The 22,189-nt window shown below is 66.6% G+C and carries 24 protein-coding genes; 8 read left to right on the top strand and 16 right to left on the bottom strand.

From position 1 onward, the window contains the following. Positions 1 to 167 precede the first annotated feature (167 nt). Both P3H15_RS15135 and P3H15_RS15140 read left to right on the top strand, forming a co-directional pair. Positions 168 to 1,400 carry a CHAT domain-containing protein gene (locus P3H15_RS15135; protein ID WP_346348781.1) on the top strand — a complete coding sequence of 411 codons (1,233 nt, stop codon included), beginning with the start codon at positions 168 to 170 and terminating at the stop codon, positions 1,398 to 1,400. A gap of 135 nt (positions 1,401 to 1,535) precedes the next feature. Beyond that, entirely contained in the window at positions 1,536 to 1,949 is a 414-nt protein-coding gene (locus P3H15_RS15140) for a VOC family protein (protein ID WP_276137990.1), read from the top strand. Here the strand turns inward: P3H15_RS15140 and P3H15_RS15145 are convergent. Beyond that, positions 1,924 to 2,745, bottom strand: a complete 822-nt coding sequence (locus tag P3H15_RS15145) for a hypothetical protein (RefSeq protein ID WP_276137991.1) — start codon at positions 2,743 to 2,745, stop codon at positions 1,924 to 1,926. The two genes, P3H15_RS15140 and P3H15_RS15145, sit on opposite strands and share 26 nt — an antisense overlap. A 31-nt stretch (positions 2,746 to 2,776) precedes the next feature. Between P3H15_RS15145 and P3H15_RS15150 the strand changes: the two genes are divergently transcribed. Continuing rightward, the gene (locus P3H15_RS15150; RefSeq protein WP_276137992.1) at positions 2,777 to 2,977 is read left to right on the top strand and encodes a hypothetical protein; all 201 of its coding nucleotides are present in this window, start codon (positions 2,777 to 2,779) and stop codon (positions 2,975 to 2,977) included. Between the two features lie 8 nt (positions 2,978 to 2,985). Beyond that, positions 2,986 to 3,144, top strand: a complete 159-nt coding sequence (locus P3H15_RS15155) for a hypothetical protein (protein ID WP_276137993.1) — start codon at positions 2,986 to 2,988, stop codon at positions 3,142 to 3,144. 16 nt (positions 3,145 to 3,160) lie between these two features. Here the strand turns inward: P3H15_RS15155 and P3H15_RS15160 are convergent, their stop codons facing one another. The 10 genes from P3H15_RS15160 to P3H15_RS15205 all read right to left on the bottom strand — a co-directional run bounded on the left by P3H15_RS15160 (position 3,161) and on the right by P3H15_RS15205 (position 14,066). Next, positions 3,161 to 3,433, bottom strand: coding sequence for a hypothetical protein (locus P3H15_RS15160; RefSeq protein WP_276137994.1), 273 nt, complete (start codon positions 3,431 to 3,433; stop codon positions 3,161 to 3,163). A gap of 199 nt (positions 3,434 to 3,632) precedes the next feature. After that, on the bottom strand, positions 3,633 to 5,327 hold the full coding sequence (locus P3H15_RS15165) for a PucR family transcriptional regulator (RefSeq protein WP_276137995.1): 1,695 nt from the start codon (positions 5,325 to 5,327) through the stop codon (positions 3,633 to 3,635). A 9-nt stretch (positions 5,328 to 5,336) separates the two neighbouring features. Next, positions 5,337 to 6,842 carry an amidase gene (locus P3H15_RS15170; RefSeq protein WP_276137996.1) on the bottom strand — a complete coding sequence of 502 codons (1,506 nt, stop codon included), beginning with the start codon at positions 6,840 to 6,842 and terminating at the stop codon, positions 5,337 to 5,339. 100 nt (positions 6,843 to 6,942) lie between these two features. Continuing rightward, entirely contained in the window at positions 6,943 to 8,052 is a 1,110-nt protein-coding gene (locus P3H15_RS15175; RefSeq protein WP_276137997.1) for a ring-opening amidohydrolase, read from the bottom strand. Positions 8,053 to 8,219: 167 nt separating this feature from the next. Continuing rightward, positions 8,220 to 9,446 carry a GTP-binding protein gene (locus P3H15_RS15180; protein WP_276137998.1) on the bottom strand — a complete coding sequence of 409 codons (1,227 nt, stop codon included), beginning with the start codon at positions 9,444 to 9,446 and terminating at the stop codon, positions 8,220 to 8,222. A gap of 105 nt (positions 9,447 to 9,551) precedes the next feature. After that, entirely contained in the window at positions 9,552 to 10,193 is a 642-nt protein-coding gene (gene nthB, locus P3H15_RS15185) for a nitrile hydratase subunit beta (protein WP_072944370.1), read from the bottom strand. Between the two features lie 25 nt (positions 10,194 to 10,218). Then, positions 10,219 to 10,842, bottom strand: coding sequence for a nitrile hydratase subunit alpha (gene nthA / locus P3H15_RS15190; protein ID WP_276137999.1), 624 nt, complete (start codon positions 10,840 to 10,842; stop codon positions 10,219 to 10,221). A gap of 40 nt (positions 10,843 to 10,882) precedes the next feature. Further along, positions 10,883 to 11,938 carry a phenylacetaldoxime dehydratase family protein gene (locus P3H15_RS15195; RefSeq protein WP_276138000.1) on the bottom strand — a complete coding sequence of 352 codons (1,056 nt, stop codon included), beginning with the start codon at positions 11,936 to 11,938 and terminating at the stop codon, positions 10,883 to 10,885. 153 nt (positions 11,939 to 12,091) lie between these two features. Further along, the gene (locus P3H15_RS15200) at positions 12,092 to 13,024 is read right to left on the bottom strand and encodes a helix-turn-helix domain-containing protein (RefSeq protein WP_276138001.1); all 933 of its coding nucleotides are present in this window, start codon (positions 13,022 to 13,024) and stop codon (positions 12,092 to 12,094) included. 79 nt (positions 13,025 to 13,103) lie between these two features. Beyond that, entirely contained in the window at positions 13,104 to 14,066 is a 963-nt protein-coding gene (locus P3H15_RS15205) for a helix-turn-helix domain-containing protein (RefSeq protein ID WP_276138002.1), read from the bottom strand. A 281-nt stretch (positions 14,067 to 14,347) separates the two neighbouring features. Between P3H15_RS15205 and P3H15_RS15210 the strand changes: the two genes are divergently transcribed. The 4 genes from P3H15_RS15210 (at position 14,348) to P3H15_RS15225 (ending at position 16,855) form a co-directional block, all read left to right on the top strand. After that, positions 14,348 to 15,895, top strand: a complete 1,548-nt coding sequence (locus tag P3H15_RS15210) for an amidase (protein WP_276138003.1) — start codon at positions 14,348 to 14,350, stop codon at positions 15,893 to 15,895. Continuing rightward, positions 15,892 to 16,257 (top strand): hypothetical protein, encoded by a 366-nt coding sequence (locus tag P3H15_RS15215; RefSeq protein ID WP_276138004.1) that lies wholly within the window; start codon positions 15,892 to 15,894, stop codon positions 16,255 to 16,257. The genes P3H15_RS15210 and P3H15_RS15215 overlap by 4 nt, the downstream gene beginning before the upstream one ends. After that, complete coding sequence (locus P3H15_RS15220; RefSeq protein ID WP_276138005.1) at positions 16,254 to 16,550, top strand: putative quinol monooxygenase; 297 nt, start codon at positions 16,254 to 16,256, stop codon at positions 16,548 to 16,550. The genes P3H15_RS15215 and P3H15_RS15220 overlap by 4 nt, the downstream gene beginning before the upstream one ends. Before the next feature lie 137 nt (positions 16,551 to 16,687). Further along, positions 16,688 to 16,855: a hypothetical protein gene (locus P3H15_RS15225; RefSeq protein WP_276138006.1), complete on the top strand. Its 168-nt coding sequence runs from the start codon at positions 16,688 to 16,690 to the stop codon at positions 16,853 to 16,855. A gap of 48 nt (positions 16,856 to 16,903) precedes the next feature. On the opposite strand, the gene P3H15_RS15230 is transcribed toward P3H15_RS15225, so the two are convergent. From P3H15_RS15230 to P3H15_RS15250, 5 genes are all read right to left on the bottom strand, one after another. Then, positions 16,904 to 18,199, bottom strand: coding sequence for a Glu/Leu/Phe/Val dehydrogenase (locus P3H15_RS15230; protein WP_276138007.1), 1,296 nt, complete (start codon positions 18,197 to 18,199; stop codon positions 16,904 to 16,906). 56 nt (positions 18,200 to 18,255) lie between these two features. Next, the gene (locus P3H15_RS15235; protein ID WP_276138008.1) at positions 18,256 to 18,927 is read right to left on the bottom strand and encodes a 4-carboxy-4-hydroxy-2-oxoadipate aldolase/oxaloacetate decarboxylase; all 672 of its coding nucleotides are present in this window, start codon (positions 18,925 to 18,927) and stop codon (positions 18,256 to 18,258) included. Positions 18,928 to 18,960: 33 nt separating this feature from the next. After that, a complete protein-coding gene (locus tag P3H15_RS15240) occupies positions 18,961 to 20,169 on the bottom strand; it encodes an aspartate transaminase (protein WP_276138009.1) in 1,209 nt (402 codons plus the stop codon). A gap of 140 nt (positions 20,170 to 20,309) precedes the next feature. Continuing rightward, positions 20,310 to 21,374: an L-idonate 5-dehydrogenase gene (locus P3H15_RS15245; protein WP_276138010.1), complete on the bottom strand. Its 1,065-nt coding sequence runs from the start codon at positions 21,372 to 21,374 to the stop codon at positions 20,310 to 20,312. Between the two features lie 8 nt (positions 21,375 to 21,382). Continuing rightward, positions 21,383 to 22,138, bottom strand: a complete 756-nt coding sequence (locus P3H15_RS15250) for an SDR family oxidoreductase (RefSeq protein ID WP_276138011.1) — start codon at positions 22,136 to 22,138, stop codon at positions 21,383 to 21,385. Positions 22,139 to 22,189 lie beyond the last annotated feature (51 nt).

A 22,189-nucleotide genomic window follows, 5' to 3' on the forward strand; every position in this document is an offset into this window, starting at 1 on the left:
GTTCAGATATTCCACGTCGAGGTTCAGGCGACCGGAAGTCGGAGGTTGCTCGGGGAGCCGATCTATTTGCCGGTGAAGATGCCAGGCGGGTAGGGAATGCTGGGGCGGTGCCGACTCACCTGCCCCACCCGCCGACCTCGCCCGAGCAGCCCACCGCGATCGTGCGGATGGCCGACGCCGGCGACCTGTACACGTCGTGGCGGTGGACCCACGACTCCCACCCCGGCGGGGTCGGCGTAGCCCCCGCCGCGCAGGTGGACGAGGCCGTCGCCGCGCTGGCCCGGGCCCTGCCCGACCTCACAGACCCGCAGGGGCTGCACCGTTCACTGACCGCGGGCGCGTTCTCCGGCTACGAGTCCGAACACGATCTGGCTCAACTTCTCTCGCGCACATTTCTCCCGTTCGGCCTTGCCCGGCAGTTGCACGAGCTGTTCACCCGCGGCGTGCGCCCCCATCTCCGGATCCAGCCGTCACCCCGGGTCGCTCAGGTGCCGTGGGAACTGATCGCCCCCGACGCCGGCCTGCGTCTCGTCGACATCGCGGACGTCAGTCTGCTGGCCCCGCTCAGCATCGTGCACTCACCCGGTCGCCCGGTCCGAACCTGGACGGACGGCCACCGGCTCCCCGTCGTCGCGGTCCTCGACCCCCGGGTGCCGGGGTTCCGCGCCGATTCGGTTCTCGGTTCCGTCCTGGGGCGGATGGCCGCGGACAGCCCGCTGTCGCAGCGGGTCGCGACGTACGCCGGCGAGGACCGGCTGCTTCCCGCCGTGGACGGACCGCTGGACGTGTTCCGCCGCGAAGACGTCGACCGGGCATGGCTCGGCGCAGCGTTGCGCGAGGGCGCACGCCGGCTGGTGTACGTCGGGCACGTCACGGCGGCGGCGCCCGAATCCGGTCAGAGCGAGCACGCGGAACTGCACCTCGCCTGCTCCGCCGACGCCGTCGGGTTCGCGGAGCCGACGCGCGCGCACCGGCCGCTGTCCGCGAAGGACCTCCTGCTGGGAACGCACACGCTCACCGAGGAACCGATCCGCGGCGCCGACCTGTGGCCGATCCCGAGCCGGGTTGCGCTCATCGCCTGCGAGAGCGGCGGCGACCTGCGGTTCAGCGAGGCCCTCGGACTGGTCTCCGCGATGATCGCCGGCGGGGCGGAACTCGTCACCGCGAGCCGCTGGGCCCTTCCGACGGACCTCGCGTTCCAGCGCATCGCCGGCGCCGCACCACACGCCCGCCCGCTGCAGGACGCCATCTGCTCGATCGACGCGGCGCACGAACTGCCCGACGCGGTCGGCGCGCTGTGCGCGTGGCAACGCGACCGGGTCGCCGTCTGGCGGGACGAACGGACGATCGAGCATTCGCCGGTGCTGTGGGCGGCGTTCGCGACCGTCGCGGTGGGCTGAGACACCTGGTGCCCTGAATCGCCTGGTGCCCTGCTTTGCCTGGTGCACTGCCGAGGTTTGCGTTCCCCACATCGTGTCGGTCGGTCGTTGTACCGTCGTTGCTGTCGGTTCCGGCACCTAGAAGGAGCATGCCTCATGACCTCTCGTCTCAACCCCTACATCAGCTTCGACGGCAACGCTCGGCAGGCGATGGAGTTCTACAAGGACGTCTTCGGTGGCACCCTGGCGGTGAGCACATTCGGTGAGTTCGGCGCCCCGGACGCCGAGGGAGCCGACAAGATCATGCACGCCATGCTCGAATCCGAGAACGGGTTCACCCTCATGGGGGCAGACACGCCGCCCGGCATGGAACACAACCCGGGCACCAACATCGCGGTGAGCCTGAGCGGCGACGACGGCGACCTGCTCCGCGGCTACTGGGCCAAGCTCTCGGACGCCGGCTCCGTGTCGGTGCCCCTCGAAAAGCAGATGTGGGGAGACGAATTCGGTGCCTGTACCGACCAATTCGGCATCTCATGGATGGTCAACATTGCCGGGACACCCAGCTGATCGCAGCGCCGGGTAGTCCTGCAGGTCGATGTCGGTGGCGAAGGAGTCGGTCAGCTTCATCATCAGGCCGAACAGGGCCTTGGACTTGAACGTCCAATTCCGCAGCCTGATGCGAGTCGGCGACTTCGGCGCGAGAAACGGTCCAGCGCTGGCCTTGCGGGCGACCTTCGCGTACCGGTGCATCTGCTCGTTGTAGCGCCCGAACGCCACGCGGTCGCCACCCGCGGCGGCAAGTTCGCCTGCCTGCCAGCACATGCGCACCGACGAGGGCGAGTCCGGTTCCGAAGCCGCCCAGCGTGTTTCCGTACGCGGCATCGCCGAGTAGGGCGACGCGTCCGGCGGTGTAGGTATCGGCCTCGACCCTCGCGATCGAGTCGAGATAGAAGTCCGGTGCGTCGTCGAGGTGCGCGAGCAACCCGGGCACGCGCCAGCCCGCACCTGCGTACGCGGCGGCCAGCAGTCGCTTCTGCTCGGTGATGTCGCCGCGGTCGTAGTCGATCGGGTCGGAGGCGAAGACGAACAATTCGGGAGCCTTCGGTCCACCGACGACGGCCATCCTTCCGGGTTCGTTGTACATCCATCCCGTCGCGCGGTCCCGGTCGGGCGACGCCGCAGTCACCGCGTCCGTGGTGCCGACGACCGCGAAGTAGTACCCGAGGAATCGGACGAAGTCCTGCTCCGGCCCGAACCGGTGTTTGCGCACGGCCGAATGGATGCCGTCCGCGCCGAACACCAGATCGAAGCGGCGTGCGTGCGACTTCTCGAACGTGACCTCGACACAGTGGGCACTGCGCATGTGGGCTGGTCTGCGACGGCATCCGTGGGTCGTGGACGTCGCCGTCGGCCCCCGCGTGATGGGACCGAACGAACTGGGCTGGCTCGAAACCGGCCTCTCGGCACTGAGCGGCACCGGGCTCACCGGCGGAGAACGACTGGATTCGGTCGTCCTGATCACCGGCCACGTCCGCAGCCTCGCTCAGCAGTCGACGGCCCCGGCGCCGAAACCGACACACCCGAGAACGCCCTGAACGCGATCATGACGGGAATCCTCACCGACAACTCCGAACGCTATCCCGAGGCGGCGGCCGCCTTCGCCTCCGCCCGCTCCTCGTCCGGGCAGGACGACGCGCTCGAATTCGGCCTGGCCCGGATCTTCGACGGCCTCGCCGCACTCGTCGCGGAGCGCGCCGAATAGCGGAGCCGCGGCCCGATCAGGCGGATCGAGGTTTGAGCAACACTGCGATTGTCACAGCCAGGACGCCGCCGCACAGAACTCCGGCAAGCGCTGTGGCCCAACGCTGCCCCATCGATGCATCCGTGGAAGTCAGCGCGCTCGCCAGCATCGTCGCCGCACCCGTCACCGACAGGGTGACATTCCAGCTCAGAAGGTGACTGGTTCCGGTGTGGACACGGAGAAGGGACGGGGGGATCAGCACGTGGGAGACAATGAGAAGCACAATGCCTGGGTAGAGCAGAGCGTTCATTGCTGTCCTATCACAGAGCGGTGGTCGGAGAGGACGAGTTCATCCGCGGGACTTTGCATCGGCGCTGTTTCTGCACGCTGCGCTCAGCTTTCCACCGATGCCCGGGTGCGGGGATGGTAGCCATTTACCAAGATTTCCCACCAGTTGAGCAAATATCGCCGATGCTCTCGCCGCCCGGCCCGAATATCGTGGTGCTCGGTCACAAGCCCTCCATCTCCACTACCCTCAATGCGAGCGCGACATCCAGGCGCAGAATGGGATCCGTTGTGAACGGGCCGACGATGCTCTCCAACTTGCCGATTCGATATCGCAGCGTGTTGTAGTGGAAGTGCAGGACGCGTGCAGTCTCGGCGACGTTGCAGTTGGTGTCCAGGAGTGCCTGCATCGTCTGGCGGAGATCGATCGCCTCGTCTGCGTCGCCGGCCAGCGACCCGAGGATCTCGGTGGCGAACGACCGGAGCTCGGCGCTGTCGTCGACCAGGGAGAGCAGTCTGTGGACGCCCAGGCTGTCGAAGTGTGCGACAGAACCGTTCCCGCGCATGCGCCGCCCCACCGTCACTGCCTTGCGTGCCTGGTCGTACGCCTGCGGAAGGTCGGCAGCCGAGTCGATGACCCGACTCACGCCGGTGCAGAACGAATGCCTGCCGCCTCCACGGTCACCGGTGACGGCAGCAATCAGATCGTCCACGACCACTCTCGAGCCCTCGTCGCCGACCGGCATCAACACCACCACCTCGTGGCTGAACCCGACCACCGGTGCGTAGCGGTCCCTGCGCCGGACCACCTGTTTCCAGGCAGCAGTGAGTCTTTGTTGCGGCATCCGTCCGGCACCCGGCGGCCGAATCGCAGGGCCGGCGGTCGAGCGAGCGGGGTCCGGGTCGAGCTCCGCGACGACGACCACCATGGCGCGGTTCACGTCCCATTCGAGCTGCGCGCAGTGCGCCGAAATCTGCTCAACCGTGCCGGCATTCCCGTTGAGTACGTCGCGCAGGAAGTCGCCGTGAAACTTTGATTCGACCGCCGACACGGCGAGTTGCTTGGTCACCGCCAACGCGACAACGGTTGCGGCTCGCTCCAGCGCTTGCACGGCGACGGGGCCCAACCCGCCGTCGCCCACGAAGGCGACGATGACGCCGTGTTCGGTCCCGCCTGCGTGAACCGGCGCGACGGCGATCTGGCCGGCCTCCGTGCCCGGCGCCGACTGCAGGCCGTGGTGCAGACGCTCGGTGCGAAGCCGGCCGGACGGGTCGAACAGCGGCAGCCCCTCCAATACCTGCAGGGTGGCCGTCGTACCCGCTGACGCGTTGACCCGCCCGTCCGGTGTGCAGATCAGCACCGCAGCGTCGAACAGCGCGGCGACCTCGTCCGCGATCTGCGGCAGGTCGCCACCTTCGAGGACGATCTTCGTCAACGCACGGTGCATGCGATCGGCAACGTCGAGGGCGAACGCCTGCCGATCGACGAGGTGTGTGAACACCTCGGACATCACCTCGTCGAAACCGATGTCGTGCGGGATGAGAAACAGTGGAATGTCGAGCCGATCCGATGCCTCGAGCATCGCGGCAGGGAGATCGCCGAGGTACCGGCCCTCCTTGACGCCGAGTGCGGCTGCGCCGCACCGGGCGAGGCCCTCGACGAGTTCGACCAATGCGAGGGGATCGAACGGCTCGCCCGAATCTGCATGTCGCAGAGGGAACCCCGTGGTGATCAACAGTTCGTTGGGTTTCACCCACGGCAGGATGTCCGGCACCTCGATGACGTTGACCCGCTGAACGGTCTGCTCCAGTCCGCCCGCCCCCGCGACGAGCGTGGAGCCGGCCAAGCTGGGGAGGGTCAGCACCTCCCGAATCGTCAACGCGTAGCCGGCAGGTGACGGCAGATCGACTGCGTCCACGGGTGCAGCTCAGCTCGAGAGGAGTGCGGGCGGACGCACGCGCTGCGTCCACTTCGTCTTCTGCTCGTACGCGTGGGCGAGTTGGAGGACGGCGCGGTCAGCGCCGTGCCGGCCGATTATCTGAATTCCCATCGGGAGCCCGCGGCCATCGAAACCGACCGGCATCGCGGCAACCGGGAGGCTCGTCATCGTCCACGGTGCGACGGTCTCCATCCACCGGTGGTAGGTGTCCATGGGCCGGCCGGCGATCTCGGTGGGCCAGTGTGTGGACTTGTCGAACGGGAATACCTGAGCACTGGGCGCGAGGATGTAGTCATACGTTTCGAACATCTTCGTGAGGGCGGCCTGCCAGTCGTTGCGGGCCGTCGCAGCCTTGGTGACGTCGAGCGCGGACAGCGCGATTCCGTGTTCCATCTCCCACACGAATTCGGGCTTCATCTGCTCGCGAGTCTGCGGGTCGTCGTAGAGGTCGACCAAGCCGAGCTGTGCCCACCAGCGCCATCTCAGAAAGAGCTGCCAGATGTCTTCGGGCTTGTAATCGGGGAGCGCCGCCTCGATGCGGCAGCCGATGTTTCGGAATGCGTCGAACGAGGATTCGCACAGCTCGAGAACTCCGGGTTCCGTCGCCAGGTACCCGTCCCAGTCGCCCACCCATGCGATCCGCGTTCCGCGGAAGTCCCGTTCGAGGTTCCGCGTGAAGACCTCGGGGTCCTCGCCGATGCCGAGCGGGGCGCCTGCGTCGGGCCCTGCCATCGTCGACAGGAGCTGCGCCACATCGGCCACCGACCGTCCCATCGGGCCGACCACCGCGCCCTGAGCGATGAAGCCTGCCTCCGGGATGCGTCCCCAGGAGGGACGGAATCCCACGACATTGTTGAAGGCCGGTGGATTTCGCAGTGAACCCATGTAGTCGCTGCCGTCGGCAACCGGGACCATCCGCAATGCCAGGGCCGCGGCGGCACCGCCGCTGCTTCCACCTGCGGTGCGTGACGTGTCGTACGGTGTCGCCGTCGTACCCCACACCGGGTTGTACGTCTGGGACCCGAGCCCGAATTCGGGGGTGTTCGTCTTGCCGATGACGATGGCACCCGCCGCCTTGATCCGCGCGACGAACAGATCGTCCGCGTCGGCGATCCGGTCGGCGAAAATGGGTGATCCGGACGTGAACGGAAGCCCCTTGGCCGCCGACAGATCCTTGACGGCGTGCGGGAACCCGTGCATCCAGCCGAGGTAGTGCCCGTCGGCGAGCTGATGGTCCCGTTCGCGCGCTTCGGCCAGCAACTCGTCCCGGTCCCGCAGGGCAACGATGGCGTTGACACTGCCATTGTGCCGTGCGATGTGGTCGAGATAGGCAGTCATGACGGCGACACACGACACCTCGCGGCTCTTGATCAAGCCGCTGAGCGTCAGCGCGTCGCACATGACGAGATCGTCGTATCCTCCTGGACCGCCGAAGGGTTCGACGTCAGTCCGGGGCGAATCGCCTGCGTCGACGGGATCGATGACGTGTGACACTTGTGAACCTCTCGACGATTTCGGAAGCGATGACCGGCGATCGAGGGTGCGCAGCGGCCCGGTGGCGGCCACGCACCCTCGTTCGCGGTGCGACCAGGAACTACTGGCCGAGGTCGACGATGGCGGCGACGGGGCCGCCGCCCTCCGGGCCCTGGTGTGCGGCCGACACGGACACGAACACGGCCGGGTCACCGGTGACCGACGATGCGACACCGCCTACGCACGACTTGATCTGACGGTGCCAGTGCACATCCGAGTCGTCGAGCATCGCGTTGCGGCGGCCGCGCACCGTCCCGTCCTGGCTCGCCTCACACTTGAGGAAGACGTTGACGAGACGGCCGCCCAGGTCGCTCGTGTGGGGCCGCTCGGGCAGTTCGAGTCCCGCATCCCGGATCGCCGACCAGATGCCGTCCTGATCGAGCGGATCCGTCATCACGCTGTGCCCGATCCGGTAGCGTCCGCCGACACCGCGCGCGTTGCCCACCACCACGATCTGAGCCCGGTCCAACTCGACACCCGAGGAGCAGGATGCGACCGACGAGTAGAGGTCCCGGCTGTGCATGACATCGGCATCACCCGGCATGTCGATCTCGCCGAGAGCGACGGCGATTCCCAGTGCCGTAACACCGTTCGACAGGTCCATCGACTCGTGCGTGTGCTCGGTCCACACCGTCTCGCCGCGGCTCTTGGCGTCCCGGATCGTGTGGATCGTCAGCAGCGGCGTCTTCGTCTGCACGTAGTGCACGTCGGCGGGGTCGGTGATGCCGGCGTTGTCCATCGCCATCTTCACCGCCGCCGCCACCTTGGTGATCATCGCCGTGCGACCGATGTCTTCGGGGAGAAGCTGCTCACTCATCGCGACGCCGACGGTCAGTCGCGGCTCGTCGGTCTTCACGGCCTTCTCCGCCGGTACGGTTGCGAAGATCGTTGCGTGCGGGCTGATCACACCGTCGGTACCGCCGGACCAGACGATGGGCACCTCGGCCACCTCGTCCGCGCTTCGGCTGCCCTTGGCGGAGAGGACCTCACGGAAGGCCCGGTCCGCGATGATGCGCGTGTAGTCGTTGACGCCGCCGTTGCCCTCGGTCTTGCCGATGACTGCAACGACGCGGTCCGCTTCGAACACGCCGTCGTCGATGAGCTTCGCCAGCTCGCCGGCGTCGGACACGCTGTGCAGGGGAACCTTGCGGACCTCGATTGCTTCGGGCATTGACATCTCCTCTATACGTGGCTTGCGGGGTAGTCGAGATCAGCTTTTGGCGATCGGAACTCCAACGCAGCCCACGCTATGAGGGCGAGCACCTTCGGACATTGGCAAAGTTTGCCCAAACCAGAACTCACATTGGGCAGAGTTGACCAGTGCCGCTGGTCACAGGATCAGATGGTGCTCGTCTGGGCTACCTGGCTGGTCACGTGATCGGAGTGACCGGCGCCGAGGGGGTCGGGCCACCCCGACCACGTGTCGGGGCCGGCGTCGATCTCCTCGGTGGTGAGGAGGCAGTCGTCGAGTTGGCTCCGGAGTGTGCCGGCGTCGATGCCCTGGCCGATGAAGACGAGTTCCTGCCTGCAGTCACCGACCGGTTCTTCCCATTTGTCGAGAATTCCCTGGCGGCGGTAGTCGTCTTCCGGCCAGTAGCTGTCGGGGAGGAACTTCCACCACCGGCCGACGTACCCGTGTCGGATCACGTGGCCGGCTTGGGAGATGCTGCCGATCTCGGTGAACCGGCCGGCGTTCCAGAAGTACCCTTTGGCGCGGAGAAGTCTGCCGTTCGTCCAGTCGCCGGTGAGGAACCGGTGTAGCCGCCCCGGGTGGAAGGGGGCGCGTTCGCGGTAGACGACCGAACCGATTCCGTATTCCTCGGTCTCGGGGGTGTGCTCGCCCCGCAGTTCCTGCAGCCAGCCGGGTGCCTGGGCTGCCCTGTCGAAGGAGAACAGGCCGGTATCCATGATGGCGTCGAGTGGGACGTGTCCGTGCGATATCGCGTGGATGTCCGCGGTCTTGTTCAGCGACCGAATCAGCGCGGTCAGCTCGGCGAGGTGCTCGGCGGAGACGAGGTCGGCTTTGCTGATCAGGACCACGTCGGCGAACTCGATCTGATCGACCAGAAGATCGGAGATGTCGCGTTCGTCCTCGGGGACGTCGGCCTCGACGGGGCCGCCGGACCGATAGTCCCGGAGGAAACTGTGGCCGTCGACAACGGTCACCATGGTGTCCAATCGCGCGATGTCGGCCAGCGCGTGCCCGTCGGTGTCGATGAACGTGAATGTCTCGGCGACGGGCAGGGGCTCGGAGATGCCGGACGATTCGATCAGGAGGTAGTCGAATCGTCCGTCGGCGGCCAGGGTTCTGATCTCGTCGAGGAGATCCTCCCGCAACGTGCAGCAGATACAGCCGTTGGTCATCTCGACGAGCTTTTCCTGTGATCGACTCAGCGAGATCTCTCGTTCGACCTCGGCACTGTCGATGTTGATCTCGCTCATGTCGTTGACGATCACCGCGACGCGCCTGCCTTCACGGTTGCGCAGGATCTGGTTCAGGAGTGTCGTTTTTCCTGCACCGAGGAATCCGGACAGCACGGTGACGGGGAGACGCGTGTCATTCATTGGTCGGTTCCTTCCGGAGAATCTGGGTGTACTCGACAACAGACCGGCGGCGGAGGCGCGGAGTGGCTTTCCACCGCCGGTCTGTGGTCATCGTGTCGGATGCGTTCAGGCGGCTACCTTTTCGAGGTATCCCTCGAAGAGGTCGACCACGACACTGCCTGCGTCGGTGTCCTCGCCGAAGAGGTCCTCCGCCGCGAACTGGACGTGATAGGTGGATTCGGCACCGGCGTCGTCGCGCCCGTGGCCTATCGAGTCGGGGAACGGCCATTTCTCGGTGGTGCGGTGGGTGATCGTTCCGACCCGGCCGCGGCAGTATGCCGGCATCCGGATGTGCCCGGGCACGTGCTCGTCGCGGACCCGAACGCGCTGACCCACCTCGAAGGTGATGCCGTCCGTCCGCGCCGGCCGGCCTTCCGACTCCGCAGGAAGGGACAACGGGAACGGGCCGCCCGCGAGCGCCTCGAGCTCGTCGTGGGTCAGGATTCCCTTCTCCACCATCAGGGTTGCGACGCCGATGACGTACCGCTCGTAGTACGGCGTCATCATGTAGTGGCGTGGTTCCATTCGTTCGACGACGTGTCTGACTTCGTCGACGCTGAACGCCCCCAGGTCTGCGGCGCCGAGGAACAGCAGACTGTAGGGGAGGTGCTCCCACTCCGCGTGAAAGGGTCCGCCGATGTCGGCGTTGACGGTGTGCGGGACCTTACCGAACCCCTGGACACCGGCGAGATCGTGTACTCCATCCATGGATCTGTTCCTTCTCTTCGGGTGCTCAGGCGCTCGGAACCTGCGGGATCGCGACCCCGATCAGGCAATCTTTGGTGACGATCTGCTGGAGTTGCTCCCGGCTCCATCCCTCGGTGCCTGCCGGCCGCTGGGGCAGGACGATGTAGCGCGTTTCCGCGGTGGTGTCGTACACGCGGATCTCGACGCCCTCCGGAATGTCGGTGCCCATCTCGGACAGCACTTTTCTCGGTTCACGAACCACGCGGGCGCGGTACTCGAAGCTCTTGTACCAGGTCGGTGGCAGGCCGAGGATCGGCCAGGCGGTGCACGAGCACAGAGAGCACACGATCACGTTCTTGAGTGTGGGCGTGTCCTCGAGCGCCACGATGTATTCACCTTGCGGTCCCAGGTACCCGTAGCTGCCGACCGCCTCGGTACCGTCGGTGAGCAGAAGTTGCCGGAACTCGTCGTCGGTCCATGCCCGGGCGACCAGTTCTGCGCCGCGGTGGGGGCTGAAGTCCTCTTCGAACGTCTTCTTCCAGCCTTCGACGTATCCCTCGGGAACCAATCCCTTTCCGTCCAGCGCCCGGAACAGCGCCCAGGCGCGGTCGGCGGCCGGTGCCTGTGCGGGAGTCGCGTTCTCTGGTGTGTGTTCGATCGTTACCGACATTCTTCACCTTCTCTGTAGGGGCTGAAAATTGCGAATAGCTCTACTGCAGCGGCTGCGCGTCACGCAGCATGCCGGTCTGCGGATGGCAATTGATGTACTCGTATCGCTGGTCGCGCGCGTCGAATACCGAGACTTCATGGTAAAGACGAAGTTTCGACAAGCTGGCGGCGACGCGGAAGAACGTGGTGAAGATTCGCAGGTGGGTGGGATGAGATTCCGCCCAGCGTTCGAGCTTGTCCAGCGAACCCCAGTGGCCGATGTTGTAACTCTGGTCGAGAAAATTTCCGTCCAGATCGATGTTGCGCACAAACCTGTTGCTGTAGCAGCCCACCGATTGTCCGTTGTCGCGCAGAAAGTCCATGCCGTCCTGCAGAGTGGGCAGGATTTCGTCGAGATACAAGTTGCGTTCCGCCGTTTCGGCGTCGGCCCAGTCCTGCCCGGAGCGGATCAGTGCGATGTTGTCGTGCCCCTGAACCACCACGCGGCCACCCGCGGCGGGATCACTACTGAGTACGCGCAATTCACCCGACGGCTGGATCCAGTCGGTCTGGGAGATCGGGAAGCGCTCGCGCATCGAGCCCCAATAGCCGTGCTCGTTGATCTCGCCGCTGATACCGCCCATGACGGCACCGACACCCGGAAGGGCATCCTGGAACGCATACAGCGTCTCGAACTGTTCGGCCCGCGGGGCCACGATCTCCCGGAAGTACCCCAGCCCCTCCGACAGCCTCTCGTCCGATGCCCACCAGCCGGCCACCTCCGGCAACTGGAGCCAACGGTGATGGGCAGCACTATCTTTCCAATAGCCCACGATCATCAGATTCTCATGGTTCTGATTGTCGACGTGATGGGTCAGGTCATAGTGCAACGGGCCGTCTGGCAGATCAAAACTAGCCACCATGTCGCGCATGGCGTGCAGCGCGGCCGGGCGTTGCGCGTCACCGCGGAACTGCACACCGAGGTATCCCATCACCACCTGCTGCACTTCTTCGTCGGCACGTCCCACCCACATCGGAAAGGGTGGCTGGTAGCCGTCCGGGACGCGTCGGGTCAACGTGCGAGGGCAGGTGAGGTGATCGCTGATTGCAGATTCCATGAGGGCTCCCGGTTCTGGTTCATCGCGTGCGGGCCGCCGCGTCGGCGGCTGAAAATCCCGGCAACGCAGAAGTTACCTCCCCGATCGACGGCGAATCTGACGGAGAGGGACAGGTATTTGGACGAGAGGGACAACCCGAGTTGCGTCCCGACGTCAGGGTGTGGCCGTCGTCGCCCGGTACTGGCGCGGGCTCATCCCGTATTCGCTCTTGAACGTGCGGCTGAACAGCGAGGGGTCGGCGAAACCCCAACGGCGGGAGATCTGACCCAGCGAGCGATCCGTGGTCGTGCTCTGCGCCAGGTCGCGGCGACAGTGCTCGAGTCGCCGCACGCGGATGACGCGCGACACCGTCGTGTCCTGCTCGGCGAATACCCGGTGCAGGTGCCGGGTGGAAATGCCGAGGGCCGAAGCGATCACGGACGGCGACAGCGATGGATCTCCGAGACTCTCGTCGATCATCGTGATCGCTGCGCGGTAGGTGCTCGAACGTGGCGCGCCGACCGGCCGGCCGACGGCCCGCAGGACGGCAGTGACGAGGTCGCCGACCTCGTCCACGATTGCGTTCCCCGCTCCGGCATCGGATGCGATCCGGCTCGTCACGATGTCGTGAAGGAACCGGCCCACGAGCCCACTTGCTCCGGCACGGCCGTCGAAGGCTGTTGCGGTGAGGTCGTGAATCTCCGCTTCGGTGAACGACAGTGAGCTCCTCGGCCACGTGAAGACCTCGAGCACCCAGGAACCGTCATCCGGATGCCCGTCGATCCGCCAATCGAACGGGCGAGACGTGTCGTACAGGACGAAGTCGTCGTGGTCGAGTACGCACTCCCGGTCGTCCTGGGTGACCACGGCACGCCCACGGCGGATCCGCCCGATCTGGAGGTAGTCGGCACGGTCGGCTCTGGCCAGGCTGCCGCTGCGAGCGATCCGTTGCTCGGTCGATTGGACTGTGGACACCTTGAGATGAGCAAGTTCGGACGACCGCACCGCACCGGTGAACCCGAGGCGGTCTTCGATGTCCGAGACACTGAGGGCGACGAAGTGCTCGCGCAGCATGTCCTCCCAGTCGGAGGCCCGTGTCGTCCGCACGGGTAATGCAAACCCGGACCTGACAAGCATCGGTACCTCTCTTCGGTGTGATCGCGCAATGCTCCCCGGGAGCTTTCGGTTACCGGTGCAATTCCCGGTATCTGCTCGGGCTGACGCCGTATCGGGTGGCGAACGCTCGGCTGAATACCGACAGATCGATGAAGCCGAACTGCGCGGCGATATCGGTCAGCGAACGGGAGGCGTTGCGCGGTGACAGCATCGCGTCACGGCAGACCTCGAGTCGGTGTGCCCGGATCGTGGCGGCCACGGTGTTTCCGAATCGAGCGAACACTCGGTGGACGGTTCTCGTGGAGATGAAGAACGCGTGGGCGATGCGCTGCGGGGACAGGTCCGGGTCGTCGAGATTCCGCTCGATGTACCGCAGCATGTTCGCGTAGAGATCGCGTGCGGTGACATCGGGATCGTCCGGTTCACTCTCTTCCTGTGCGGCGGTGATTGCCAGGTCTGCGATTCCGTCCGCCAGCCGCATCGCACCGCTTGGCGACGGTTCCTTCTCGACTGCGAGAAGTCCGGCGAGCATCGGCGACAGTAGCTGTCCTACCGCAGAATTGGATCGCACGGTCCGGGCCGTCAGTTTCTGCGACTCACCCTCGGTCAGCGAGACGGCACCGCGCGGCCACGTGAATACCTGGAGATGCCATTCCGGTCGCAGGTTCCAGGTGAACGGGCGGGAGGATTCGTAGATGGCGAAGTCGCCCGGCCGCAGTGTGCAGGTTCGCCCGTCTTGGACGAGTTGTCCCTCACCGGCGACGACCATGCCGATCTGCATGAGGTCGAGCGGATGCCGGTCGGTCAGCTGCGGCGTCCGGTGAAAGGTCTGCGGCGTGGCCAGGACGTCGGCGGCCAGCAGATGCGCGAATCGCCGGGTGTGGACCGCCCCCGCGAAGCGATCGGATTCGCCCGGGCTGATCTTCAATGCCACGAAGGTCTCGCTGATCACCTCGACCCAGTCTCGGAGAGCAGCTGTCCGGATCACCTCCGTGCGGCGGTGCTCGCCACCCGGTGCGAGCGACAACGGCATGAGCAGCCCCTTTCCCTCGCCTGCACGTCACGCTAAGAGCAATCCGGCGTCACTGTCAATGACAGCTGGCCACCGTTTCCGCTGGAGACAGGCCTCGGCGGCGAAGTTGGCGCTGAGCGCAAAGCGGGCTGTCACTCTGAGACAAACGCTGCGGTTCGGCGGCTTCTACGGTTCGTTGAACACCGGGAAATACCGGCGGGTCCTGCGTCGCATCCGGACCGACGGCCGGCCCTCGACCAGGTGCCCGCGGGCGCCACTGCACAGCTGAGGAGCGCACCTTCATGACTTCGTTGCCTGCACCCGATTCCGCCCGATTGGCGGCGTTGAACGAGCATTTCCGATTCGGGTTGTCCGCCGCCGACCTCGACGAGTTCGCCCCCGCCGTCGAGGCCACCCTCGCGGCGCCGATCGCGGTCGAGCAGCTCTATCGGCGTGCGGCGTCACCGGCCCCCGAGCGATCCTGGGCGCCGCCGGCACCGGAGCACAACCGTCTCGGAGCGTGGTACGTCACGACCTCGATCGACGGCTCCTCCGGGGGTCCGCTGGCCGGCCGCACCGTGGCGGTCAAGGACAACGTCGCGGTCGCGGGTATTCCGATGATGAACGGATCGCGCACCGTGGAGGGGTTCGTCCCGCGGCAGGACGCCACGGTCGTCCGCAGGCTGCTCGATGCCGGCGCCACGATCACAGGAAAATCGGTATGTGAGGATCTGTGTTTCTCGGGCGGGAGTTTCACCTCGCAGCCGGGACCGGTACGCAATCCGTGGGATACGACCCGCAATTCGGGTGGATCCTCGAGTGGCTCCGGCGCTTTGGTCGCCGGCGGTGAGGTCGATCTGGCCGTCGGCGGAGATCAGGGCGGCTCCATCCGCATTCCTGCCGCATTCTGCGGGATCGTGGGTCACAAACCGACGCACGGACTGGTCCCCTACACCGGCGCATTTCCGATCGAGAGGACCATCGACCATCTCGGCCCGATGACCCGGACCGTCGCCGACGCGGCCACCATGCTGAGTGTGCTCGCCGGTACGGACGGGGCCGATCCGCGGCAATCACGCCAGGTCGAGCCGGTCGACTACCTGGCGGCGCTCACCGAACCCACCTCCGGGCTGCGGATCGGCGTCGTGACCGAGGGCTTCGGCACCGCAGTGTCCGATCCGGGGGTCGACGCCGCCGTCCACGCCGCGATCGACGTGCTGCGCAGCGCCGGACTCGCGGCGGAGCAGGTGTCGATTCCGTGGCACCTCGACGCGATGCACGTCTGGAACGTGATCGCGACCGAGGGCGCCGCGTACCAGATGCTCGACGGCAACGCCTACGGCATGAACACCGACGGATTCTACGACCCGGAACTGATCGCGCATTTCGCCGCTCAGCGCCTCGAGCGCGGTCACGAGTTGTCCGAGACGGTCAAGCTGGTGGGGCTGTCGGGCCGGTACACCTTCGAGGTCGGCGGCGGAAAATACTACGCGATGGCGCGACAGCTCGTCCCGGAACTGCGCGCGGCCTACGACGCCGCGCTCACCGACTACGACGTGCTGGTCATGCCCACGGTCCCCTACACCGCGAAGAAGATCCCGCCTGCCGATGTGGCATTGGGCGACTACCTCGACGTCGCGCTGTCGATGGTCGGCAACACCGCCCCGTTCGATGTCACCGGTCACCCGGCCTGCTCGGTTCCCGCGGGGCTCGTCGACGGCCTGCCGACCGGGCTGATGATCGTCGGCAACACGTTCGACGACGCCACGGTCCTGCGCGTGGCACACACCTATGAACAGGCCGTCGGCGGCTTCCCCACCCCGCCGGCCGTGATGAGTTCGGCTCGATGACACCACCACGCTTGTCTCTGGACGACGAGATTCTCGATCTCGCCGTCATGTGGCTTCCCATCGGGGATCCACCGGCCGACAAGATCAAGCGCGACTTCGGCGTCGAACCGGCCGAATATCGCGTGCGTCTGGCGCGCGCCATCGACCGTTACCTGCAGTCCTCGAACGCGAGAACCGCCGCACGACTCGACCGATTCTTCGAGACGTCGATGCTGACAGCCCTGAGACCGAAACAGTCACCACCAGGTGACGACCGGTCCGGTCGCAACTTGTGTCAGAGGGGTGGTGGTCAGCCGCTCGACGCTCGTAGCGTCGTAGGTGGGTGTACGCGAGTCGGAACGAACGAGGAGGAGACATCGTGACGATCGACAGAGGAATTCTGGCCCTGCTCGAGGCGAAGCCGGGCAAGGGCGAGGAACTGGCTGCGTTCCTGGAGCAGGGGCGCGCCCTGGCCGCGGCGGAGGAAGGCACCGTCACCTGGTACGCGTTCAAGGTCGGCGACACCACGTACGGCATCTTCGACACCTTCGAGAACGAGGACGGCAGGCAGGCGCACCTGAGCGGAGCGATCCCCGCCGCTCTGGCCAACGTCGGCCCCGACCTGCTGGCCAGGGACCCCGACATTCGTCCGGTCGACGTGGTCGCCGTCAAGTAGGGCGCCCGCCGGGTTTCCTACCGTACGGTCAGTCGAATCCTGCCCGTAAACCTACCCGATCGGGTAGGGCCCCGACTGTCCGCGCCGCGGCATACTTGCCCGGCTCGGGGGTTTCCGAAAACGATACGGAGAAACTGATGCTCGACCGGCTGTACGCCGCTGTCCTCGCCGTCGCCGGCCTCGGCTACGGCGGTTACATCCTCCTCGACGAACTGACCGGAGGATCGGACACACCCGGCGAGGACGACCATCGACTCCACGAAGTCCCCTCGGGAGCAGGTGTCCACGGAGTGACGGCCCCCTGACGCCGCCCTCAGGGAACCGACGCCGCCCTCAGGGACCCGACAGCGTCCTCAGGGAAACAGTCCCCGCGCCTCGTGCGCTTCGGCGACCTGCCCGACACCGATGACGTGAGCGGCGCGCCGCAGGGTCAGGGACTTCTCCCCGGCGAGGGCCCACACGCTGCGCGAGGCGTTCTGCATGAACACGCAGAGCTTCCGGTCCACCTCGGCACCGGTCCAGGAGAACGCCTGCAGGTTCTGGACCCATTCGAGGTACGACACGACCACGCCGCCCGCGTTCGCGAGAATGTCGGGGACGACGGTGACGCCGTTGCTCTGGAGGATCGCGTCGGCCTCGGGTGAGGTCGGCCCGTTGGCTCCTTCGACGATCATGCGGGCGCGGACGTCGCCGGCGTTGTCCGCGGTCAGGACGCCGTCCATCGCGGCGGGAACCAGAACGTCGACGTCGAGGCCCAGCAGTTCCCGGTTCGTGATGGCGTCCGCGTTCGGGTACGACGCGAGCGACTCGCCCCCTGCGACCCACGCCTCGAGTTCCGGGATGTCGAGTCCACCGGCCCGGTAGCACCCTCCGCTGATGTCGGACACCGCGACGACGCGGCAGCCCTCGTCGGCGAAGAACCGCGCGGCACCGGCACCGACCTTGCCGAACCCCTGCACCGCGACCGTGCGTCCCGTGGGATCGAGGTGGCTGTGCCGCATCGCGTCGAGTGCGGCGAGCACGACGCCGCGGGACGTCGCGCCTGCGCGGCCGTTGGACCCACCGACGGTGAGCGGTTTGCCGGTCGTGGCTCCGTGGACGGAGTACCCGGCGTTGACGGAGTAGGTGTCCATCATCCAGGCCATGGTCGATTCGTCCGTGTTCACGTCCGGGGCGGGAATGTCCTTGTCCGGGCCGATGAACGGGAGGATCTCCTGCGTGTAGCGCCGGGTCAGCCGTTCCTTCTCCGACAGCGTCAACCCCCGCGGATCGATCGCGATGCCGCCCTTGGCGCCGCCGTAGGGCAATCCGAGCAGCGCACACTTCCACGTCATCCACATGGCGAGCGCGGTCACTTCGTCGATGTCGCTGTCGGGATGGAACCGCACCCCGCCCTTGCCGGGCCCGCGCGTGAGATTGTGCTGAACGCGGTAGCCGGAATAGACCTCCACTCTTCCGTTTTCGCGCCGCAGGGGCACCGACACCGTCAGCGATCGCCGCGGTGTGGCCAGCAGCCGGTACATGCCCTCGTCGAGGCCGAGGATGCCGGTCGCGTCCCGCAATTGCGACAGGGCGGCGCGGTGAGCCAACGCTCCCGGGGCGGCGCGATCCGGCGCCGAAACGGGTGGAGCCAATTCTTCAACGGTCATGACCTACGCCTTCGTCGTCGAACTCCGATGGACATCTGCGGCGGGGAGCGGCCGGCTCACTGGTCGACGGTGAGACCCTTCGCCTCGAGCACCTGGGCGAGGTTGCTGACCTGGATCGGGGTTTCGCCCTTCTTGTACCGCTCGATGTAGGCGGCCTCGGCGGCGTCCCGCTCGCGGGAGGCGTCGATGGCGAACTGGACCTCGTCGCGCCGGACCACGACCACACCGTCGCAGTCGCCCTTGACGACGTCGCCGGGGTAGATGATCTGGCCGCCGAACACCAGCGGCTGATTGACGGGACCGAGGGATTCCTTCACCGTTCCCTCGATGCACACGTGCTTGGAGAAGACGGGGAACCCGAGTTCGCGGATCTCCCGGCTATCTCGCACGCCACCGTCCGTGACGAGTGCGCTGATGCCCCGCGCCACACACGCATTGGCGAGCACGTCACCGAACTGCCCCGCCGGCTGGTCGCCGGAGGACACGATGAGCACGTCACCGGGCTGCGCGTAGCTGATGGCGACCTGGAGCATGATGTTGTCGCGCGGATGGCACACGACGGTGAAGGCGGATCCGCAGAACGACATGTCGCGGTCGATGGGCTTGATCCCAGAATCCAGTGCGCCCTTGCGGCCCTGCGCCTCGTGGATGGTGGCGGCCGAGAAGGCGCCCAGGCTGTCGATGGCGGCCTTGTCGGCGCGATCGATCTTGGTAGTGACGTGAACCATGATGTCTCCGTGATTCTGTGATGGCGGGTGGGGTCAGCTGAGTGAGGCGACGGCCTTCTCGACCGCGGCTGCCGCATTCCTGAGCACGTCCTCGGACGTGGCGAAGGAGACCCGGAAATAGGATTCGGCCCCGTACGCAGAGCCCTGGATGGTGGCCACCGACGCGTGGTCGAGGAGGAACAGCACCACGTCCTGGTCGTTTTCGAGCAGCGTGCCGTCGGGGGTTCGCTTGCCCACGAGGCCTGCGCATCCGACGAACAGGTAGAAGGCACCCTGCGGCAGTACGGGTTCGAGACCGTCGATGCCGGAGAACAATTCGAACGTGACATCACGCCGGGCGCGATAGCTCGCGACGGATGTGGTGACGAAACTCTGATCCCCGGTGAGGGCTTCGGCGGCGGCGGCCTGACTGATCGACGACGGGCAGGACGAACTCTGCGACTGCAGCTTGTTGATCGCGCCGATCAGGCCCTTGTTCCCGACGCCGTACCCCAGGCGCCAGCCGGTCATCGCGTAGGCCTTCGACACACCGTTGGTGACCAGGATCCGATCGCGCAGGTGCGGCGCGGACGACAGCAGGTTCGGAACGGGCGAGTCGGTGAACACGATCTCGTCGTAGATCTCGTCGCAGAGCACGTTCACGTGCGGGTTCCGGTCGAGGACCTTCGCGAGTTCCGCCAGTTCGTGCTCGCTGTACACGGCGCCCGTCGGGTTCGACGGCGCGTTGAGGATGACCCACTTCGTCGCCGGGGTGATGGCAGCCTCGAGCTTCTCTGCGGTGAGCAGGAACCGGTCGGATTCCGGGCAGTCGACGACGACGGGTGTCCCGCCGTGCACGGTCACCATGTCGGGGTACGACACCCAGTACGGGGCGGGCACGATCACCTCGGTGCCCTCCTCCACCGTCGCCATCAGCGCGAGGAAGATGACCTGCTTGGCGCCTCCGCCGACGGTGATCTCGTTGTCCGCGAACTCCACCCCGGTGCGGTCCAGCATCTTCTTCGAGATCGCCTCCCGCAGTTCGGGAATGCCGTTGACGGGGGTGTACTTGGTGAGACCGGACTCCATCGCTGCCACGGCCGCGGCCTTGATGTGCTCCGGGGTGTCGAAATCGGGCTCTCCGACCGTCAGGTCGAGAATCTCCCGCCCCGACGCCCGGAGTTCGCGAACCCGTTGCGCGGCTGCCACACTCGGTGATTCACGCATCTGGTCGACTCGCGCTGCTGGAACGAAGGTGGACATAGTTCCTCCTGGTAGAGGGCATGGGAACGAAAGAATCCGGGAAGTCGGGGCGGTATCTCCACACCCACGCTATCGGGTGGGGACCAGACCTGTACAAGACCGATTGTGTGTCGCGTGATAGCCGTTCGGCATGGCTGAGATCAGAACGCCAGCAACACCTTCGCGGACGCGGACGCGTCCTTTGCGACGGCGAACGCCTCGAGGCCGTCCTCGATGCCGAACTCGTGGCTGATCACCGGTTCGACGTTCAGGCTGCCGTCCGCCAGGGCCTCGAGCACCGCATCGATCTCGTCGTTGAACCGGAAGGAACCGACGAGTTCGAGTTCCCGCGTGATGACGAGCGACAGCGGCGCGGGCTGAAGCCCGGTGGGGAGCAGTCCGAGCATGACGATCCTGCCGCCGCGCGTCGCGCCGCGAATGGCCGATTCGAGTCCGAAGCGGTTGCCGGAGCACTCGATTACGACGTCGGCGTCGACGGCGGCGATGCTCGCGGCGTCGACGGCGTCCAGCGTCGTGTCCGCGCCGAGCGCCTTCGCGACCGTGCGGGGATAGTCGTGCACGTCGACCGCGGTGATCTCGCTCGCACCGGCCCGGCGGAGGACGGCCACCACGAGGGCGCCGATGGGGCCGCACCCCACGACGAGCGCACTCTTGCCTGCCACGTCGCCTGCGCGCGCCACGGCGTGCCACGCCACGGCGGCGGGTTCCGCGACGGCGGCGGTGCGCAGCGGCAGGTTCGCCGGCAGTCGCCGCAGCATCCGCGACGGCAGCACCGCGTACTTCGCGAATGCCCCCTCGGTGTGCGGGAATTGCGCCGCGCTGCCGAGATAGGTGCATCCCGGCGAGAGGTTCGGGCGGTCCTCGGGGAACCTGGCGCCGCGACCGCCGGGGGTCGCGGGGTGCACGGCCACCGTGTCACCCGGGGCCGGGCCGGTCCCGTCTGCGGCGGCCTGCACGACCGTTCCCACCACTTCGTGGCCGAGCAGCATGGGCGCCTTCAGGATCGACTCGCCGGCGGCGCCGTGCGTCCAATAGTGCAGGTCGGATCCGCAGATCCCGCCGTAGGCGATCTCGACGACCGCCTCGGACGGTTCGGGCCGCCGGAGGGGAACCGATTCGATACGCAGGTCGCCTGCGGCGTGCGCCACCACCCCGAGCGTCTCGGTGGGCAGCGGGGCGGAGGATTCGTGCGGCGTCGTAGTCACGGCCGGCCTCAGTCGTTGCGCCGGACGAAGTCGAGACCGCCCGGGACCTGGAAGGTGGGCATGATCTCGATCAGGCCGAGGTTGACGTGGCGCGGGGCGTCGATCGCGAACTCGATCGTGTCGGCGATGTCTTTCGTCGTGATGGATTCGAAGCCTTCGTAGTACGTCTCCCACGCCTCCTTCATCGCCTCCGGGGAGCCGCCGAGGTTGCGTCCGAAGATCTCGGTTTCGACCCGGCCCGGGCAGATCTCGGTCACGCGGATGCGCTTGCCGATGGTGTCGTTGCGCAGTTGCCGCGAGATCTGGTGCACCGCGGCCTTCGTGGCGTGGTACGCGGTGTGGCCGTAGAAGTTGTACAGGCCGGCGATGGAACTGATGTTGACGATGTGGCCGAGGTCCCGCTCGACCATTCCCGGCATGAGCAGCCGGCACAGGTGCAGCACCGCACGGAGGTTGACGTCGACCATGGCGTCGACCGAGTCGGCGGACGCATCCAGGATGTTGCCGGTGGCCGAGACTCCCGCGTTGTTGATCAGCACGTCGATCTCGAGGCCCTCGACGGCGGCGCTGAGGGCGTCGATGTCGGTGATGTCGACGGCGAGCGGGATCATGCCCGTCTTCTCCGCCACCTCGTCGAGCCGCTCCTTGTTGCGGGCGACGCCGTAGACGGTGAGACCCCGCTTGGTGAGGATCTCGGTGACCGCGGCACCCATTCCGGTGTTGGCGCCGGTGACGAGTGCGGTCCGGTAGTCGTTGAATGGCATGACGCTCCCTTGCCTTGCTGGTGGTGAAAGTTGGTGCAGCCCGGTGGTCTT

Origin of the sequence: Rhodococcus sp. T2V (assembly GCF_029269925.1) — a bacterium.
GTDB classification, from domain to species: domain Bacteria; phylum Actinomycetota; class Actinomycetes; order Mycobacteriales; family Mycobacteriaceae; genus Rhodococcus_F; species Rhodococcus_F koreensis.